General features: G+C 72.1%; 15 protein-coding genes. 2 read left to right on the top strand and 13 right to left on the bottom strand.

Annotated elements, in window-relative coordinates:
• On the top strand, nucleotides 1-1,575 hold the full coding sequence (locus JOD54_RS23735; RefSeq protein ID WP_204453257.1) for a benzoate-CoA ligase family protein: 1,575 nt from the start codon (nucleotides 1-3) through the stop codon (nucleotides 1,573-1,575).
• A 1-nt stretch (nucleotide 1,576) separates the two neighbouring features.
• On the opposite strand, the gene JOD54_RS23730 is transcribed toward JOD54_RS23735, so the two are convergent.
• The 12 genes from JOD54_RS23730 to JOD54_RS23675 form a co-directional block, all read right to left on the bottom strand.
• Complete coding sequence (locus tag JOD54_RS23730; RefSeq protein WP_204453255.1) at nucleotides 1,577-2,287, bottom strand: winged helix-turn-helix transcriptional regulator; 711 nt, start codon at nucleotides 2,285-2,287, stop codon at nucleotides 1,577-1,579.
• Nucleotides 2,288-2,485: 198 nt separating this feature from the next.
• Complete coding sequence (locus JOD54_RS23725) at nucleotides 2,486-3,160, bottom strand: TetR/AcrR family transcriptional regulator (protein ID WP_204453254.1); 675 nt, start codon at nucleotides 3,158-3,160, stop codon at nucleotides 2,486-2,488.
• 94 nt (nucleotides 3,161-3,254) lie between these two features.
• The gene (locus tag JOD54_RS23720) at nucleotides 3,255-4,127 is read right to left on the bottom strand and encodes a maleylpyruvate isomerase N-terminal domain-containing protein (protein ID WP_204453253.1); all 873 of its coding nucleotides are present in this window, start codon (nucleotides 4,125-4,127) and stop codon (nucleotides 3,255-3,257) included.
• Between the two features lie 157 nt (nucleotides 4,128-4,284).
• On the bottom strand, nucleotides 4,285-5,658 hold the full coding sequence (locus JOD54_RS23715; protein ID WP_204453252.1) for a cytochrome P450: 1,374 nt from the start codon (nucleotides 5,656-5,658) through the stop codon (nucleotides 4,285-4,287).
• Nucleotides 5,655-6,707, bottom strand: a complete 1,053-nt coding sequence (locus JOD54_RS23710) for an enediyne biosynthesis protein (protein WP_239573487.1) — start codon at nucleotides 6,705-6,707, stop codon at nucleotides 5,655-5,657. The genes JOD54_RS23715 and JOD54_RS23710 overlap by 4 nt, the downstream gene beginning before the upstream one ends.
• Before the next feature lie 2 nt (nucleotides 6,708-6,709).
• Complete coding sequence (locus JOD54_RS23705; RefSeq protein WP_204453251.1) at nucleotides 6,710-8,674, bottom strand: CRTAC1 family protein; 1,965 nt, start codon at nucleotides 8,672-8,674, stop codon at nucleotides 6,710-6,712.
• Nucleotides 8,675-8,677: 3 nt separating this feature from the next.
• Complete coding sequence (locus JOD54_RS23700) at nucleotides 8,678-9,652, bottom strand: DUF1702 family protein (RefSeq protein ID WP_239573486.1); 975 nt, start codon at nucleotides 9,650-9,652, stop codon at nucleotides 8,678-8,680.
• A 116-nt stretch (nucleotides 9,653-9,768) separates the two neighbouring features.
• Nucleotides 9,769-10,788, bottom strand: a complete 1,020-nt coding sequence (locus JOD54_RS23695) for a DUF1702 family protein (RefSeq protein WP_204453248.1) — start codon at nucleotides 10,786-10,788, stop codon at nucleotides 9,769-9,771.
• 150 nt (nucleotides 10,789-10,938) lie between these two features.
• A complete protein-coding gene (locus JOD54_RS23690) occupies nucleotides 10,939-11,742 on the bottom strand; it encodes a TIGR03084 family metal-binding protein (protein ID WP_204453246.1) in 804 nt (267 codons plus the stop codon).
• 31 nt (nucleotides 11,743-11,773) lie between these two features.
• The gene (locus JOD54_RS23685) at nucleotides 11,774-12,805 is read right to left on the bottom strand and encodes a carboxymuconolactone decarboxylase family protein (protein WP_204453244.1); all 1,032 of its coding nucleotides are present in this window, start codon (nucleotides 12,803-12,805) and stop codon (nucleotides 11,774-11,776) included.
• Nucleotides 12,806-12,823: 18 nt separating this feature from the next.
• A complete protein-coding gene (locus tag JOD54_RS23680; RefSeq protein WP_204453243.1) occupies nucleotides 12,824-14,452 on the bottom strand; it encodes an FAD-dependent oxidoreductase in 1,629 nt (542 codons plus the stop codon).
• Nucleotides 14,449-14,973, bottom strand: a complete 525-nt coding sequence (locus JOD54_RS23675; protein ID WP_204456513.1) for a DUF5987 family protein — start codon at nucleotides 14,971-14,973, stop codon at nucleotides 14,449-14,451. The genes JOD54_RS23680 and JOD54_RS23675 overlap by 4 nt, the downstream gene beginning before the upstream one ends.
• Before the next feature lie 674 nt (nucleotides 14,974-15,647).
• On the opposite strand from JOD54_RS23675, the gene JOD54_RS23670 reads away from it, so the two are divergent.
• Nucleotides 15,648-16,412: a helix-turn-helix domain-containing protein gene (locus JOD54_RS23670; protein WP_239573485.1), complete on the top strand. Its 765-nt coding sequence runs from the start codon at nucleotides 15,648-15,650 to the stop codon at nucleotides 16,410-16,412.
• A gap of 88 nt (nucleotides 16,413-16,500) precedes the next feature.
• Here the strand turns inward: JOD54_RS23670 and JOD54_RS23665 are convergent, their stop codons facing one another.
• Nucleotides 16,501-17,433: a hypothetical protein gene (locus tag JOD54_RS23665; RefSeq protein ID WP_239573484.1), complete on the bottom strand. Its 933-nt coding sequence runs from the start codon at nucleotides 17,431-17,433 to the stop codon at nucleotides 16,501-16,503.
• Between the last annotated feature and the right edge of the window lie 72 nt (nucleotides 17,434-17,505).

Here is a 17,505-nt window from a genome sequence, read left to right as displayed (position 1 = left end):
ATGGACGACGGGGATCGCACCGGGTTCGACGACTGGGACACCGGGCCCGACGCGCGACCCGCGGTGTGGCGCGGCACCGACTTCAACGTCGCCGCCCGCTTCCTCGACGCCGCGCCCCCGGAGCGGACCGCGCTGGTCACCACCACCGGCACCACCAGCTACGGCGAGCTCGCCGCCATGGCCTCGCGGGTCGGGCACGCCCTGCGCGCGCTCGGTGTCGGCAAGGGCGACCGGGTGCTGATCGCGCTGCGCGACAGCGTCGAGTACGTCGCGCTCTGGTACGGGGCGCAGAAGATCGGCGCGATCGTGGTGGAGCTCTACAGCCACCTCAAGCCCGCCGACTACCGCTACCACGCCGACTACATCGACCCGAAGATCGTCGTCGGTGACGCGGCGACCCTCGACGCGCTGCGCGCCGCCCGGGTGACGGGGTTGCTGGTCACCGGGGTGCACCCCAGCGAGCTGGTCGAGGGCGAGCACCACCTGGCCACGTTGCTCGCCGCCCAGCCCACGACGCTGCCGCCGGTGCCGATGGCCGAGCACGAGCAGGTGATGTGGAAGCTGACCACCGGCAGCACCGGCAGACCCAAGGCGTGCCTGGTGCCCGCCAGGGCACCGTCGCTGAGCTTCGAGTGGGTCGGCCGGGGCGTGCTGGACCTGAGACCGGACGACGTGGTGCTGGCGGTGCCCAAGCTGTTCTTCGGCTACGCCAGGGACATGGTGGCGCTCTACCCGTTCGGCGTCGGCGCGGCCAGCATCCTGTTCGGCGAGCGGACCACCCCGGAGCGGATCTTCGAGCTGATCGAGCGCTACCAGCCGACGATCCTGGTGAACGTGCCGACGATGATGCGCGCGATGCTCACCCACCCCGGTGCCGCCGGGCGGGACCTGAGCTGCCTGCGGATGTGCACCTCGGCGGGGGAGGCGCTGCCGCCGGAACTGCACCGGCGCTGGCTGGACACCTTCGGCGTCGAGGTGGTGGACCTGTTCGGCTCGGCGGAGGTCTACCACGGGTTCCTGGCCAACCGGCCGGGTCGGGTGCGCATCGGCAGCCTCGGCCAGGCGGTGCCCGGGTACCGGGTGCGGGTGGTCGACGATGCGGGGCAGGACGTGCCGGACGGCAGACCCGGTCGGCTGGAGGTGGTGGGGGAGACCGCGGCGCTGGGCTACTGGCGCCACCCCGAGGAGTCGGCGGCGGTGTTCCCCGCCGCGCACACCGTGCGCTCGGGGGACCTGGTGCGCCGCGACGCCGACGGCTACTTCTACTACCTGGGCCGCGCCGACGACATGCTCAAGGTGCGCGGCGTGTGGGTGGCCCCGACCGAGATCGAGAACTCCATCGCCGAGCACCCGGCGGTCAGCGGCTGCGCGGTGGTCGGGCACCGGGTCGACGGGCTGGTGGCCGCGTTGGCGTTCGTGGTGCTGCGCAGACCCGTGGAGGTCGCCGACCTGCGCGAGTTCATCCGGTCCCGGTTGGCGCCGCACAAGCGCCCGCACGAGGTGCGGTTCGTGGCGTCGCTGCCGCAGACCGCGTCGGGCAAGGTGGACCGGGCGGCGCTGCGCGCGGGTGCCTGACTCAGCCGGCATGGCGCGGGGACGGCAGCCGCGGCAGCGGGGGTGGCAGGCCGTCGTGGCGGACGTCCTTGCCCGAGAACAGGATCGGGAACAGCGCGGCGGTGCGCAGGTCCCCTCGCACGGTGAGCCAGCCCCGGCGCAGCGCTTCGGCGAAGTGGCCGCCGTCGCGCAGCAGCGCGTCGAAGGTGGTCACGGTGGTGTGGATCGCCGCGTCCGGGTTGTCGGTGTCGCCCCTGGCCAGGGCGAGCGTGCCGTCGGCGATCTCCACCCGGAACGGGTCCTGGTCCAGGTGCAGGCCCAGGGTGAGCACCAGGCCCGCGGCCGCGCTGCGGTCGAACAGCAGCCGCAGCGACAGCACGTGACCGTCGGTGCTGACGGGGGCCTCCGGTGGCAGGGTGGGCGAGCGCAGGCCCCACCTGCCGAGCGCGAAGATCACCCCGTCGAGGCCGTGGCCCCAGTCGGTGAGCTCGTAGATGTGCACACCCGATGGCCAGGACAGTTCGCGGCGGTGCAGCACGCCCGCCTGGTTGAGCTCGCGCAACCGTTGGGCGAGCACGTTGGGCCCGATGCCGGGCAGGCCCGCGCGCAGGTCGGTGAACCGCTTGGGGCCCAGCAGCAGCTCGCGCACCACGAGCAGCGCCCACCGCTCACCGACGAGGTCGAGGGCGTGCGCGGTGGCGCAGCCGTCGGCATAGGAGCGTTTCGGTGCCATGCCAGCGAGCGTAACCGCAGAATTCCGGTGAACCTTCTTCTGATCTGCCTTTCCGGGCACGGCGGGACAACCCCGCGATAACCGCACGACTATTTACAAAGTCCTTTGTAGGAAAAGAGACCGTGAATGCGCACGGGCGACTGCCGAACACGCGCGCGGGATCTCGCGCGGGGACTTGCGCCTGCACACCGTACGGACTTATGGTCGCGCGCCATCACCCGGCGGGACCGCGATCGGGAACCGACCGGCCGAGCGGGCCACCGACGCGGCCGCGGTGTCCACCCCGTCACCCGCGCTGACCATCAGCGCCACCAGCTGCGCCTCGAAGCACCGGTCGGCGTCGTGCGGCTCGACGAGGTAGCCGCCCAGCTCCAGGGTGACCAGGCCGTGCGTGGCGATCCACATCTGGTGGGCCACCAACTCGGCGTCGCCCTCGCGGAAGCGGCCGACCGCGATGCACCGCCCGGCGCAGGCCACGACGTTGGCCAGGGTGTAGCGGCCGTGTTGGCGGTCCTGGCGCGACAGGGAGAACCCGGCGTGCGAGGCGGCCCCGAACATGATCGCGTACAGGTGCGGGTTGGCCACCGCGTTGTGCCGGTAGGCGCGGCCGAGCGCGGCCATGTCGACCACCGGGTCGTCGGTGGTGGCGATCTGCCGCAGGTGGTCCTGCAGCCGGGAGAACCCCTCGTGGACTATTTCCCTGATCAGCCCGCGCATTCCGCCGAAATGCGTGTAGACGGCCATTGTGGACGTTCCCGCCTCGGCCGCGATGCGCCGCGCCGACAGCGCGCGCGGCCCGTTCTCGGCGAGCAGCCGGGCGGTGATCTCGACCAGGGCGGCTCGGGTGTTCGGATCGGAACGCCGAGGGCTCATGCCGGTTCCCGGTCCCGAGGAAAGGGCTTTTCCATCCGTGCACGGTCCCATTCGGCCGATTCCCGACGCATCTCCGGCCGTGCCCTGGTGGTACTCAGCCGGGGCCCGCGATGTAGCGGTCGGGCAGGCGCACCGACCGCAGGAACGGCAGCAGCAGCCACGGCCGCGGCCCACCCACGCGCAGCTTCCCGGTGAGCCCGGCCCGCACCCGCCCGACCCGGTGGAACAGCACCAGGACCATCGTGGACGGCTCGAACCGCACCCGGACGTCGACACCGGTGGTGCCGGGCGGGGCCATCGAGATCTGCCCGCGGTGCAGCAGCACCGTGGCGGGCGCGGTGTGCGCGGAGCGGAACTCCACCACGATCCGGCGCCGCAGCACGGGTTTGTCGATGTCGAGCAGGCGGCCGACGCCGTTGCCGACCATGCCGAGGAAGAACAGCTCGAAGAACAGGGCAGCGTCCTCGTCGCGCACCACCCACGGCGCGCCGGTCACCTTGGCGATGTCGTGTCCGTGCACGACGATCTCGTTGAGCAGGTGCGCCAACGCCCCCGCCAGCGGCAACCGCGCCTCGCCGAGCCAGTCGATCGGCTTGTCCGGGTCGCGGTCCTCGGTGACCCGCAAGATCTCCTCGACACCGGTGCGCAGCAGCTCCGCCAGCGCCACCGGGTCGCGTTCGGCCACGGTGGCCAACGCGACCTCGTTGAACTCGCCGACGGTGTCGACGGTGATCGCCCGCACCCGCGCGGGCAGGTCGGGCACCGGCAGCGGGTCCCCGCCGGTGTCGAACAGTGTCGTGTAGAGCCACGCCACCATCGCCACGTGCGCCGCGGTGTCGGCCACCGTCCAGTCCGGTGTGGCCATCGCCGCCGGATCCGGTGCGGCGCGCACCAGTTCGCCGAAGCGCGCCGCGGCCTCCCGCAACGACTTCCGCACCGATGTCCACTGCTGCTCGCTGACGACCACGCGACACCCCTTCACCGCTGCCCCAGTGGCCGTCGTTATAGCAGCGCCACCTGGCCGCACCGGGAAAAGAGGCTAAGGACCGCAATCGAGAAGATCCGTGGTGCGCCCCGGGGGCAACCGGGGCACACCACGGTAGGCGGAACGGACGCACCCGACCTCAGGCCGTTTGCCGCGAGGTGGAGCGCACGCGCATCGGCAGTCCACCGCGGATCCGCAGCGACAGCATCGGCTCGGCCACCACCTCGTAGCCCGGGACGATCTCCAGCCGGAGATCGCGGGCGAACATCGCCAGCACGAACGTGGCCTCCAGCATCCCGAGGTGGCTGCCGACGCAGAACCTGGGCCCGGCGCCGAACGGGATGTAGGCGTACCTGGGCCTGCCGCCGAGCTGGTCCTCGGCGAAGCGCTCCGGGTCGAACCGGGTCGGGTCGTCCCAGAACCCCGGGTGCCGGTGCAGCGTGTACGGGCAGATCAGCACGTCGGACCCGGCGGGCACGTGGTAGCCGCCGACCTCGTCGTCGGCCTGGGCCTGCCGCGGCAGGATCCACACCGGCGGGTAGAGCCGCATCACCTCCTGCAGCACCATGTTCGTGTAGGTGAGCTCGTGCAGGTCCTCGTAGACCGGGGGCCGGTCGCCGAGCACCCGCACCGCCTCCTCGTGCAGCCGCCGCCGCACCTCGGGGGCGTCGTCGAGCAGCCGCAGCGCCCACCCCAGCGTGCTGGCCGTCGTCTCGTGCCCGGCCAGCAGCAGGGTCACCAGCTCGTCGCGCATCCGCCGGGTGGCCACCTCGGGGTCGCTCTCCCGGCTGGTGGAGTCGATCAGCCGGGTGAGCACGTCGTCGCCGTCGGGCCTCGGGTCGGCCACCCGCCCGGCGACCAGCCGGTCGACGATCCCGGCCAGGTCGCGCCTGGCCCGGCGGAACCGCAACTGGTTGGGCAGCGGCAGCCAGGTCGGCACCATGCTCATGGTCTCCATCTCGAACATGGCCTGGTCCTGCACGGCCTCGAACGAGTGCCCGATGGAGTCGAACGCGCCGAGGTCGGCGTCGAGCAGGGTGCGGCCGAGCACGCCGAGGGTGAACCCGGTGAGCTCGTGCAGCACGTCCACCGGGTCACCGCCCTCGTGCGCCCGGATCCGGCCGACGAGCTCGCCCACCTCCTCGGCGACCACCCCGGCCTGCGCGGCGATCCGCTTGTGCTGGAACACCGGCTGGATCGTGCGCCGCTGCTTGCGCCACAGCTCGCCCTCGCTGGTGAGCAGCCCGTCGCCCAGTGCCCGCCGCGCCTGGATGTAGCCGATCCCCTTGTGGTAGTTGGCCGCGTTGTCGGCCAGCACGTGCTTGGCGTGCTCGGGGTGGTTGAAGAAGTACAGCTTCTTCGGGCCGATCGCCATCCGCACCGCGTCGCCGTAGTCGCGCGCCGCGGCCTCCATCAGCCCGAGCCGGTCGCCGGTGAGCTTGCGGAGCAGCCCGGGGGTCGCCCGGCGCGGGGGGCCGGGCGGGGTCCGGGGTGCGCAGCCGTTCTCGCTCATGTCCGGACGGCCTTCTTGTCCTCGGCGGCGCGCTCGAGCACCCGCGACACCGGGGTGTTGTTGTTGTCGCCGTCCCCGTCGCCACCGCCGTGGCCGTTGCCGTTGAGCAGGGCCGCGGTGCGCTGCTGGGCCTCGAACCGCTCCTTGGCCTTGGCGCTGAAGTGCAGGCCCCACAGGAACATGCCGCGGATGAGGCAGACCAGCGCGGTGGCCAGGAAGATCCCGTACGGGATGTGGGCGACCATCAGCACGCCGTAGACCAGCGCCACGCCGCCGCCGAAGGCGAACTGCGCCGCCGGTTTCGACGGCGAGGTGCCGGGGTCGGTGATCATGTAGTTGGTGAACAGGATGAACGCGACCCCGGTCATCATGCCCAGCGCGGCCGGGATGGAGGTGCCGAACAGCCAGCCGCGCACGATCGCCTGCAGCGCGAACACCCCGACCCAGCCCAGGATCAGCGGCATCCGGCCGGTCAGCTTGCCGTTGATCATGGTGCCGCCGAGCACGATGATCGCCGGGATCAGCCAGTCCACCCAGCCGCTGATGTGCTCGGTGAAGTGGTACGGCGGGGCGATGCTGGCCCACGGGAACAGCAGCAGGATCACGGTGATGCCGAAGTTGGACGGGTTCATGTAGTGCCGCAGCCGCCCGCGCACCGGGGCGCGCAGCACCCACTTGGCGCCGACGGCGACGATCACCCCGAAGATCAGCACCCAGATCCGGTCGTTGACGTAGATCAGCATGTTCATCGCGAGGCTGGTGATGTGCGCGGGGTAGAGGAACTCCCGCAGGCCCTTGGCGCCGCCACCGGCGTAGCGCGGGGTCCGGCGCTCGGAGCGGGCCGAGACCCACTCCAGGCCGAGTTCGACGGCGTAGCCGGTGAGGACGGCCACGAACGGCCACAGCCACGGCTGCTCGAAGCCGAGCACGGTGTAGCCGACGATGTTGAACACCGTGATCGAGATGGCGAAGTTGCGCAGCGCGATGGTGACCTTGGGGTCGTGCCTGGGTGGGGTCTTCGCCGCGGTCGGGGTGGGGGTGTCGGCCATGGTCACTTCTCCTTCGCCTGGGTGCCGAGCCGCAGCTCGTGCTTGCCCGGCTCCATCCGCAGGTTCTGTTCCCTGAGTTCGCCGGAGCGGTCGCGCCACTGCAGGTGCACCTGCAGCGGGCCGGTGACGCCCTTGCCGAGTCCGATGTGGACGTCCTGGCTGCGCTTGCCCGAGTGCCCGCCGCCGCCGTCGACCCGACCCAGCAGGGTGCGGCCGTCGGGGGTGGTCACGGTGACCTGGGCGCCGACCACCGGGGAACCCGGCGCCGGGAACGCGCCCGCCCCGGCCGGGGTGTCGTGGGTGAGTTTCAGCGCGAGGTAGGCGCCTGCGTCCTCGGTGAGGTTGCAGTAGAAGACCGGCTGGTCCCACTGCCTGGCCACGGCCAGGTCGAGCTTGCCGTCGCCGTCGACGTCACCGGTGGCGATGCCCCTGGTGGGCACCGGCACGTCCAGGCCGAGCTTCCCGGCGATGTCGGCGTAGCGGCCGTCCCCGGTCTTGACGAACATGTGCAGCCGCTGGTTGCCAGCCAGGTCGTCGCCCTTGGTCACGTTCGGCCAGAAGTACGGGCTGTCGAGCAGGGTGTCGTTGGCGGTGGCCAGTTCCTGCAGCTGCGGCCACCGGTTCACCTCGCCCTTGACGAACCCGTTGGCCTGGGTGATGGCCAACTGGCCGCTGTTGTTGAAGTCGGCCAGCTTCACGTCCCAGCCCCACCCCGACCACGCGGTGCCCAGCACCCCGCTCTGCTCGTCGAAGGGCGCGTCGCCCTCGGCGAAGCGGTCGCGCAGCTGCGCCCGGTCGGCCGCGGCGGACAGGTAGTGGAAGTTGCTCTCCTCGATGCCCCACGAGGTGGTGATGTTGCTGACGAACATGTCGTACATGCCGTCGCCGTCGAGGTCGCCGAAGTCCACGCCCATGCCCTTGAACGAGTCGAGGCCGACCTGCTTGGACTTGGGCACCACCGGCGAGCGGCTGTCCTCGACCAGCTTGAACTGCAGCCTGCCGGGGATGGACTGGTTGTAGAGCATCCGGTCCGGGCCGAAGTCGTTGCCCAGGTACAGCTCGGGCAGGCCGTCGCCGTCGAGGTCGTTGGCCGCCGCGGACAGCTCCCAGCCGCGCGAGACCTCCACCGGCAGCGCGTCCTCCACCATCCGGAACTTCGCCGTCGGGTTGCTGCCGGAGGTGGCGCCCTCGCAGAGGAAGAAGTAGTCCTCGCCGCCGTTGGTGGCCGCCGACATCGACCGGTTCATCTCCACGCCGCCGTCGAGCTGGTCGTTGAGGACCGGGCTGTGCGGGAAGTAGTTGGTGATGAGGATGTCGTCGTGGCCGTCACCGTCGAAGTCGGCGTAGGCCACGGCGTTGGTGTTCCACTGCGGACCGCGGTAGGCGGTGCCCGGCGCGCCGCCGGGGACCAGCTCGACCGGCTTGAAGGTGTCCTCGGCCAGCCCGGTCGCGTCGGCCTTGGTGAGGAACAGGATCGGGGTGCGGCCCCAGTAGTAGACCATCAGGTCGATGCGGCCGTCCTCGTTGAAGTCGCCGGGCAGGCACCCCATCGGCGCGATGTAGGGGTTCATCGGCAGCGGCGCCGGGTCCAGCGCGAACGCGGCGTAGCGGCCGCTGCCCGCGCCGGGCGCCGGGGTCACCACCACCTTGTCGATGCGCGGGTCGGTGACGCACAGGTCGTTGGGCAGGCCGTCGCCGTCGACGTCGTTGAGCGCGACCGCGGCCCCCACCGACGAGATCCACGCGTCGATGTCCTTGTACTCCCGGTTGACCTTGCGGATCTCCTGCTGCGGGAACCCGCTGGGCATCGCCACCGACATCGGGGCGAACCGGTAGCCCTGCGCCAGCCGGTCCACCTCCGCCGCCGAGGACGTCGGCAGCCTGGCCACGGTGAACGCGGCCACCACCAGCACCACCGCGATGACGCCGGGCAGCTGCCTGCGCAACCAACCAACCGTCGTGGTCATCGATCAACACCTCCCAAGGGACACGAACTCACCGGTGATGCGCTGCCGCCAGCTCTCGTAGGCGGGGACCTGCCCGTCGACCGGCCGCGCGGGCCGGACGTCCTGGGTGAGCTTGGCGGCGTCGTGCGGGTCCATCGAGCAGAAGACCCTGGTCGCCAGCCCGGTGTGCGGCACGAGCAGGTCGGCGCGGATCCTGGCCTCGGCGGCGAACGCCGAGCCCTGCGCGAGCTGCGCGCGGTGCTCACCCGCGAGCTCCCACAGCTGCCGCAGCTCCGCCTCGTCGGCGCCGCCCGCGTAGGTGGCGGCCAACCCGGTCCCGGCGTAGAGGTCCGCGCGCCGGGACTCGGCGAACTTCTCGATCATCGAGACGACCAGGGGGACGTCGGTGCCCGCCACGAACCACATGGCGCGGCCGATGCCCTGGTCGATGGCCCGGGTGGCGTAGCCGCTCGGGTCCTGGCCCGGCCAGGGGAAGTGCTCCTGCCGGTACTGCTCGTGCACGTAGCGCTGGGTGCGGAAGTAGGCCTGGTGGAAGCCGTAGCCGTCGAGCACCAGCCACCGCAGCAGCGGGTCGGTGCCCGCGGCGGCGGGCCAGCGGAAGCGGGGGAGCCGGGCCATCGCCCAACCCACCCCCACGTAGGCCATGTAGTTGTGCGCGCCGCCGCGCCCGGCCAGGAACCCGGCGAGGTGCCCGCCGCCGCTGAGCGGGAGGCGGTCGCGCATGGTGAACGCCATCGCCGCGCCTTCGTAGGCGAAACCGCGGAACCGGGTCGGCAGCGCCTCCAACCGGTCCTCGGCCTCGGCCGGGGTGCGCGCCTCGGCGGCGTGGGCGTACCCGGTCAGGAACATTTCGCCGACCTTTTCGAGCAACTGCTGCGCCGCCGGGCTCTTTTTGTGGAAACCACGCGTGTCGAGCAGCGTGGCCGAGACATTCGGGGTGAGGACGCGACGTCTCAACGCGCGCCAAACATTCGCCAAGGTGTTCTCCTCCGTTAGCGCCCGGCTTTGACAACGCATCAAATCTGCCTCGAACCCGTAATGGGCGGCTACTCCTGGTGTGCCTTGTGTGACCATTCAAAACTTGTCGTTTGGTATTACCGACTACGTTTTTCGAATGCTCCGGCGGGCAGCCGGGGGACGCCTGCCTGGAAGCGGGACGCGATCCGGGCCCGCCACCGCTCGTAGGGCGGTTCGGTGTCCGAACCACCGTCGTGCACGGCCGTCTCGTCGGCGACGACCACCGCCTCGGCCACGCCCACCCCGCCCAGCGCCGACGCCGCCGCCTCGGTGTGCGCGGGGACGAAACCGGCGTAGTCGCGGGCCTTGACCGCGAACACCATGCCCAGCGCCAACTGCGCCCGGTGTTGCCCGGCCAGGTCGGGCAGGGTCGCGAGCTCGTCGGCGGGACAGCCGCCCGCGAATGTCGACGCCAGCCCCACCCCGCTCCACAGGTCAGCCCGCCGCCGCGGCTCGAACCGGTCCACCGCCGCGGCCACCTCGAGCGGGCGGGCGCCGTGGATGAACCACAGCGCCCGCCCGACACCCTGGTCGAAGGCGCGCGGGAAATACGCCGGGCAGTCCTGCCACGGGTAGGGCTTGGTCTCGCGCTGCTGGTGCACCCAGCGCTTGGTGTCGAAGTAGGCGCGGTCGAAGCCGTAGCCGTCGACGGCCAGCCAGCTCATCGTGGGGTGGAACGGCGAGCCCGTGATCTCGGGCAGCACCCGCCGCCACAGCTTGCGCGGCAGCCGGGCCATCGCGAACCCGATCCCGATGTAGGCCAGCGGCACGTGCGGGCGGCCGGGCCCGTTGAGCAGGTCCCTGGTGCGCGTCCCCCGGCCGCCGCACATCGCGTCGAGCACGGTGAACGCCATGGTGGCGCCCTCGAACGCGAACCCCACCTGCTCGGGCTCGACCAGCTCCAGCCTGCGCTCGAGCTCCCACTGGTCGCGGGTGTCGATTCCCCATTCGAACCCGCAGATGACCGCCTGCGGAATGGCCTCCAACCGCCGGGTGGCCGGTGACGGGGTGGCCGGGAATCCGCGTTCGGCGAACGTCACCTCGGCCAGTGACGGGGTGAGCAGAAGTCGGCGAAGGGAACCGAGGGTGGTCGGCATCTATTTCTCCCACCGGGTGCGCGAATGGGTACGCGCGCCCGGACCGGACGCGCGTACCCATGATTATCGGCGGGCCCGTGGTGGGCATCTCCCGCATTGCCGAGCTATGTCTTTATATAAGGGACTTCTTTTGTCGAACCGGAAGGTCGGTCAGGCGCGGGCCGGGGTGAACTGGCCGGGCGCGCGACCCTGACCCGCGGGCCCCCGGTAGGCCTGCGCGATCTCCAGCCACCGCACGGCCGCCTCGCCCTCGGCGCGCACGGCGAGGTCGCTGTGGTGGCGGCGGCGGGTGACCAGCAGGCAGAAGTCTTCGGCCGGGCCGGTGATCCGGTTGGCGGCGTCGGCGGGGCCGAAGTCCCAGACGACCCCTGACGGTCCGGTGATCTCGAAGCGGAACGGCTCGTCCGGCGCGGTGGCGCCGCGGGCGAGGTAGCCGAAGTCCCAGGTGCGCACGGCGAACCCGACCAGGTGCCCGAGCCGGTCGGTGACCTCGCGGCGGGCACCGAGCGCGTCGGCGATGTCCTGCCCGTGCCCGAACAGCTCCATCATCCCGGCGGCGGCCAGCACCCCCGGCGGCAGCGGCCGCACCAGCCACGGCACGACCTGGTCGGCGGGCACCGCGGCGAGCGCGACGACGGCGTTGGCGCGCTCCTCGCGCCAACGCTGCAGCAGCACCTCCGGCGGGTCGGCCAGGAACGGCCGCATCGCGTGGGCGACGTTGGCGTCGAAGTCGGGGCTCAGGGTGGCGGCCAGCGCGGTGAAGGCCGCGGGATCGGCCGCGGCCAGGCCCGCCAGCCGGAAGGTGGCGGCCAGGTGCGCGACCTGGTGGCTGATCGTCCACCCCGGCGCCGGGGTCGGCAGCGCCCACCTGGGCGCCTCCAGCCCGGCGAGCAGCCGGTCGACCTGGTCGGCCTCCTGCTCCAGCGCGGCGAGTACAGACGGCGGTCCGGCCATGGGAAAGGTCCTCTCTGCAGCGATCGACTGTCTACAAGGGAACTTCGGTCGGGTGCGAGCCCTCGACCAACCGCTGCCCGGCGCGGCGGGCAGCGCTCAGGCTCGCCCACGCGGCGAGCTCGACCAGCGCGCGGTCGTCGGCCCCGGTGGCGCGCAACTGCTCGATGTCGGCGTCGGCGACCTGGTAGGACGCCAGTGCCGTCAGCAGCGCCAACCGCCCGGCGGCCCGGTCCTCCTCGGGCAGGGAGGCCACCGCGTCGTGCGCCCAGGCCCGGCTGAGCCCTGGTGGTTCACCGCGCCAGTCGGACAGTCGCGCGCACACCAGTTCGCGCGCCGACGCAGGCACCGACCGCTGCCCCGCCGCGTCGATGGCCGCGGCCGCGCGGGCGAACGCCGTCGCCACGGCGGTGTTGCCCCGCGCCCACGCCAGGTCCGACGGCAGGTCCGCCGCGGGCAGCAGGTCGGCGGGTGCGGGCCCGGCCCGCCCACCGGAGAGGGTGAACAGCCCGAGCAGCCGCAGCGCGGTCGTGCGCGCCGAGGGCGGCAACCCGGTGGGCACGGGGGACTCCGGCAGGAACAGGTTCACCATCCGGTTGAGGTAGTGGAAGGTGACCGCTGTGCCGACCATCTCCGGCGCCCAGCCCTGCGGCGGCGGGTCGGCGCGCCCGGTCGAGCGCGCCCAGTCGACCGCGGTGCGCAGCGCGGCGTGTTCCTCGGCAGTCGGGTTCAGCGAGGAGTGCGCGCCGAGCGAGGAGACGTGCACGTCGACGCAGTACGGGCAGGTGTTGGCCTGCGACACCGCCATCGCGACGGCCTCTTTGACCGCCCGGTCGACCCTGCCCGGGGCCACCAGCGTCTCGCGCAGCATCGCCCACCCCGCCGCCATCGCCTCGGGCGCGGGCGAGTGCAGGGCGATCGGCGGCGCGAGCATCCCGAAGTCCCGTTCGAGACCCGCGTAGACCTCGGCGACCACCCCCCGTGCCCGCGCGGGCGGCACCGGGGTGACGTACCGGACCTGGTTGAGGGATCTGCGCAGGGCTTTGCGCACCAGTCCACCGCTCATGGCGTTGACCACCTCGGTTCAGCGGGCGGTGACCGGGCTGCTGGCCGCGTCGTCGGGCAGCGGGGCGCCGTAGCGGACGTCGACACCGCGGGCGCGGGCGGCGGCGACGATGCCGGGCATGGCCCGTTCGGCCAGCGCGGCGATGGTGAGCGCGGGGTTGACGGTGAGCGCGCCGGGCACGGCGGCGCCGTCGGTGACGAAGATCCCCGGGTGTCCGCGCAGCTCGTGCCGGTCGTCGAGGGCGGAGGTGGCCGGGTCGTCACCGATGCGGCACGACGAGAGCGGGTGCACCGTGTAGGCGCCGACCACGTCGTTGGTCCAGGGCAGCACGGTCGCGAGTCCGTCGCGTTCGAGGATGTCGCGTACCTCGGCGTCGGCGGCGGCCCACCCGCGCAGCGTGTTGGGCGTCGGGTCGTAGCGCAGCGGGCCGCGGCCGAGCATCTGCTGGGAGATGCGGTAGGCGTTGCCGGTGGGCGGCGGCGGCCCGAAGACGCCCTCGTTGTCGTCCTCGGTCATCTGGAAGATCGTCAGCCACGACCGCCAGCGGCTGAGCATCTCCTTCTTCTCCACCCCGAACCACGCCGGGCCGCCTGCGGTGGCCGCCTGGGCCAGGATCGTGCCCAGCCCGGGCGGGAAGTACAGCTGCTCGAGGGAGAACCGCGAGTACTCGGGCAGGTTCTCGTCGAGGCGGTCCCAGCTGGCCACCACCGGGCCCTTGCCGATCTGGTTGGCCGCGTAGGCGATGCCGTCGCCGCGGTCGAGGCCCAGCACCTCGCGGACCCGGTCCTCGTTGATCACCGCGGTGTTGAGCCGCTCGCCGTTGCCGGAGAAGTAGCGGCCGACCGCCTCGGGCATCGCGCCGAGCTCGGGCTCCGAGCGGCGCAGGATGATCGGGGTCGCCCCGGCGCCCGCGGCGAGCACCACGATCTTGGCGTCGATGGTCCCGCCGCCGGTGTGCACCCGGTAGTCGACCTCGTCGACCTCGTTGTAGTGCACCCGGTAGCCGCCGTCGTCGGTGCGGGTGATCTTCTGGACCTCGTGCAGCGGCCGGATGGTGGCGCCGTGCGCCAACGCCCCCGGCAGGTAGTTCATCAGCAGCGACCGCTTGGCGTCGAACCGGCAGCCCGCCATCATCCAGTTGCAGTTGGTGCACTTGGCGGCGTCGATGCCCACCGGGACCGGGTTGGCGGTGCGCCCGGCGTGGTCGCACGCCGCGGCCCACAGCCCGCCGGAGTAGGTGACCTCCGACCAGTCCTGGGTGCGCACCGGGATGACCCGCGAGACCCGGTCGTACCAGGGGTCGAGGGTGTCGCGGCTGATTGCCGCGGGCCACATGCGCCTGCCGATGCTGCCGTGGCGCTCGAAGGCGAAGCGCGGGGCGCGCGGCAGCGCGGCGAAGTAGACGACGCTGCCGCCGCCGACGCAGTTGCCGCCGAGCAGGCTCATGCCGTCACCGGCGACGAAGTCGAACACCCGGGTGTAGGACTTGCCGAGCAGGTAGTCGTGGTCGAAGTCGGTGCCGCGCAGCCACGGGCCGCGCTCGAGGACCTCGACCTTCGCGCCGCCCGCGGCCAGGTGGTAGGCCGCGATCGCGCCGCCGAAGCCGCTGCCGACGACGACGACGTCCGTGCGGGGTGAACTCGTCATCGTGGGCTCCCCGATGCTGTGGTGGACGGGTGCGGGCGGGCCAGTACCCGGCCGTAGGAGTACCGGGGGAAGCGCCACAGCCCGTCGCCGTCGGGCTTGGCGAACCCCATGCTCAGCAGCCCGGGGTGCCCCTGGTCGAGGGCGTCGGCGGTGCTCATGTGTGCCGCGGAGTCGTAGGCCATGTTGCTGAACAGCGCCAGCAGCACCCAGCCGTCCTTCTCCGGGTGCCCCGGGGTGGTCAGCGCCGCGACCAGCGCGCTGCGGTGCTCGAAGGGCAGCGCGACGAACGCCGGGACGTCGGTGTCGAGGTCGAGGCCGCGCTCGGCGGCGTAGGTCTCGGCGTGGGCGTTGAGCGCGGCGGCCAGCGGTCCCAGACCTGCGGTGATGCCGGTCGCGGGGGTGCGCAGCAGCTCCAGCGCGCCCGCGGCGACGGCACCACCGCCCTCGGCGGCGCCCGCGATCGCGCGATCGTCCGGTGACCGCTTCTGCCCCGGTATGATCGTGTCGGCGAACGCCTCCAGCGTGCTGGTCTCGCGCGGGTCGGCCGGTGGTGGTTGCGGCTCGACCCGGGGGTGGGCCGGTTCGTGGTCTGGCGTGTCCGCTGGCACGGGGATCCTCCTGTTCGCAAGGCGGAATCCATGGTCGAGTCGGCGCCCACCCGGGCGCATCTTCAAGGTTGCCGTCCCCGCCCGGCGCGGGTCTCGCCCGAAAGGCGGCGTGGCACTGGGCCGCCCGTCGTATTCCGGATTGGGCGTCAAGGCAGCACGACCGGTCTCCTCGAACGAATTCCCCGACGGGCCGCGCCGCCCCCCGACGGGTGCGCCCGGCGATAGCGCGGACACCCCTATCGGGGCATTCAATGCCCGTGTCGACGCCCCGTCGCCGATCGTCCACTGTGGACTTAACCGCCGTATGGGTGGTTTTCCGATTGCTTGCGCACCTGGTGAAGGACTGCTAGCTTGAGACCGTAGTCATGGTCTGTGACTGGGGGTGCGGCATTGCGGCGGACATCCTCTCATCAGCGCTTCGTCACATTCCACTGACATGCCACCACGGTGAACTATTTCGATTCTCGAATAGTCACCGACGAATGTCGGAATGTCGTTGCACCGGGCTTTCCCTCTGTCGAGAGTGATGATGGGACGCGCAAATGGAGGAGTTTATCGAGAAAGCTGTAGGCCGTGTCATCGAGTGCATGCGCGAGAATTTAGGCGAGCACATCACGATTGATGACATGGCCCGCACCGCGATGTTCAGCAAGTTCCACTTCTCCCGGGTCTTCCTGCGGGTCACCGGGGTGTCGCCCGGTCGATTCCTGTCCGCGATGCGGCTGCAGGAGGCGAAGCGGCTGCTGGTGGCGACCTCGTTGAGCGTGACCGACATCAGCCACCGCGTCGGGTATTCCAGCGTGGGCACCTTCAGCTCCCGCTTCCGCGCGAGCGTCGGCGTCTCGCCGACGATGTACCGGCGGCTGGGCGGGTTCACCTCGCGGATCTGCGTGGACGGCCGCAGACCGGCTGGCGCGGCGCGGCAGGTCGACATCCGCGGCCACGTGCGGCCGCCGCTGGCGGGCCGGGCCGGGCTGGTGTTCATCGGCCTGTTCCCCGACCGGCTGCCGCAGGGCAACCCGGTGCGCTGCTCGGTGCTGGCTGGCCCCGGGCCCTACGTGCTGGAGATGGTGCCGCAGGGGACCTGGCACGTGCTCGCCTACTCCCCGGCGATGTCGGAGGCCGACGAGTACGGCGGGGTCGACGGCGACGCCGGGTTCGAGGCGGCCCCGGCCCAGTCGGAGCAGGACTACGACGGGTTCGTCGGGGTGCACGGGCCGCTGGTGGTGCGCGCGGAGATGCCCGCCAGGCCGGTTGACCTGCGGCTGCGCCCGGCCAACGCGCTGGACCCGCCGGTGCTGCTGGCGGTGCTCGACCAGCAGCCGGTGACCGCGGACGCCCAACTGGGCTGAGCGCCCCGGGGCGCTCGTGTGACGCGAACCGGCCGGTGGCCAGGGAATGCCCCACCTGGCCACCGGCCGGTTCGCGGCGTCCGCGGGGTCAGGCCCACGGCGCGGTGGGGTACCAGGGCAGGATGTCGCGGCGGGCCAGCAGCCGCACGTCCCAGTACAGGACGGTGAACACGCCCGCGGCGATCAGGGCGGCGGCGGTGAGCACCGCGGCGCGCCGGGGGTCGGCGGCCAGCCAGCGGCCGACGCGGCCGCCGCCTGCCAACGCGAGCAGCAGGAACAGCACCGCCATGACCACGGTGTTGCCCAGTGACTGCAGGGTGAACGCGGCGGCGCCGTAGAGCGGGTCGTGGCTCTCGGCGGCGTGCCGGAACATCTGCCGGAACAGCGCGAACGGGCGGCCGATGAGGAACCCGCCGATGAGCGCGCCGAGGAACACCATGCGGGCGTGCGGGAAGCGGCTGCTGATCCGGGCGAACGGGTCGGGCACGACGGCGAGGGCGGCGAGGCCGAGGTAGACCATGGCCAGGCCGATGACGCCGAAGACCACCATCGACTGGATGGCGCGCGGTGCGAGGCCGGGGCCGGTGGCGGTGGCGAACTGGGGCATGGCGGTGCCGACGATGCCCACGAGCGCGCCGTAGGCGGCGGAGACCGCGGTCATCCCGACGGCCATCCAGCCCAGGGGCCGCAGCGCGTGGCCCAGCCGCGACCAGCGGTTGCCCGGGGTGCCGAGCAGGGGCGCGACGGCGCCGAGGGCGGCGATGTTGCAGGCGGTGAAGGTGCCCGCGACGCCGGAGGCGAACGCGAAGGCGATGCCCGCGGCGATCCCGGCGATGGGGGTCTGCTTGGCGTCGTGGCCGAGCAGGGTGTTGGCCACGGAGTCGCCGATGGTGGCGTCGACGAACTCGGCGGACCAGACGACGGTGAGCAGGAACCCGGCCAGCGCGCTCAGGGCGATGACCAGGCCGCGGCGGCGTGGCGCGGTGGTGGTGGGCTCGTCGGTCTGCCTCTGGGTCGCCATCGGACTCCTGTGCGGTGGTGGCGCCCGGTGCGCGAAAGGCCGGGCGAATGGGTGGCCGGAGTGCGACGTCCG

Source organism: Actinokineospora baliensis (genome assembly GCF_016907695.1).
Classification (GTDB): domain Bacteria; phylum Actinomycetota; class Actinomycetes; order Mycobacteriales; family Pseudonocardiaceae; genus Actinokineospora; species Actinokineospora baliensis.
The sequence above is the reverse complement of the archived record's forward strand: the minus strand, read 5'-3'. Positions and strand labels throughout refer to the sequence as shown.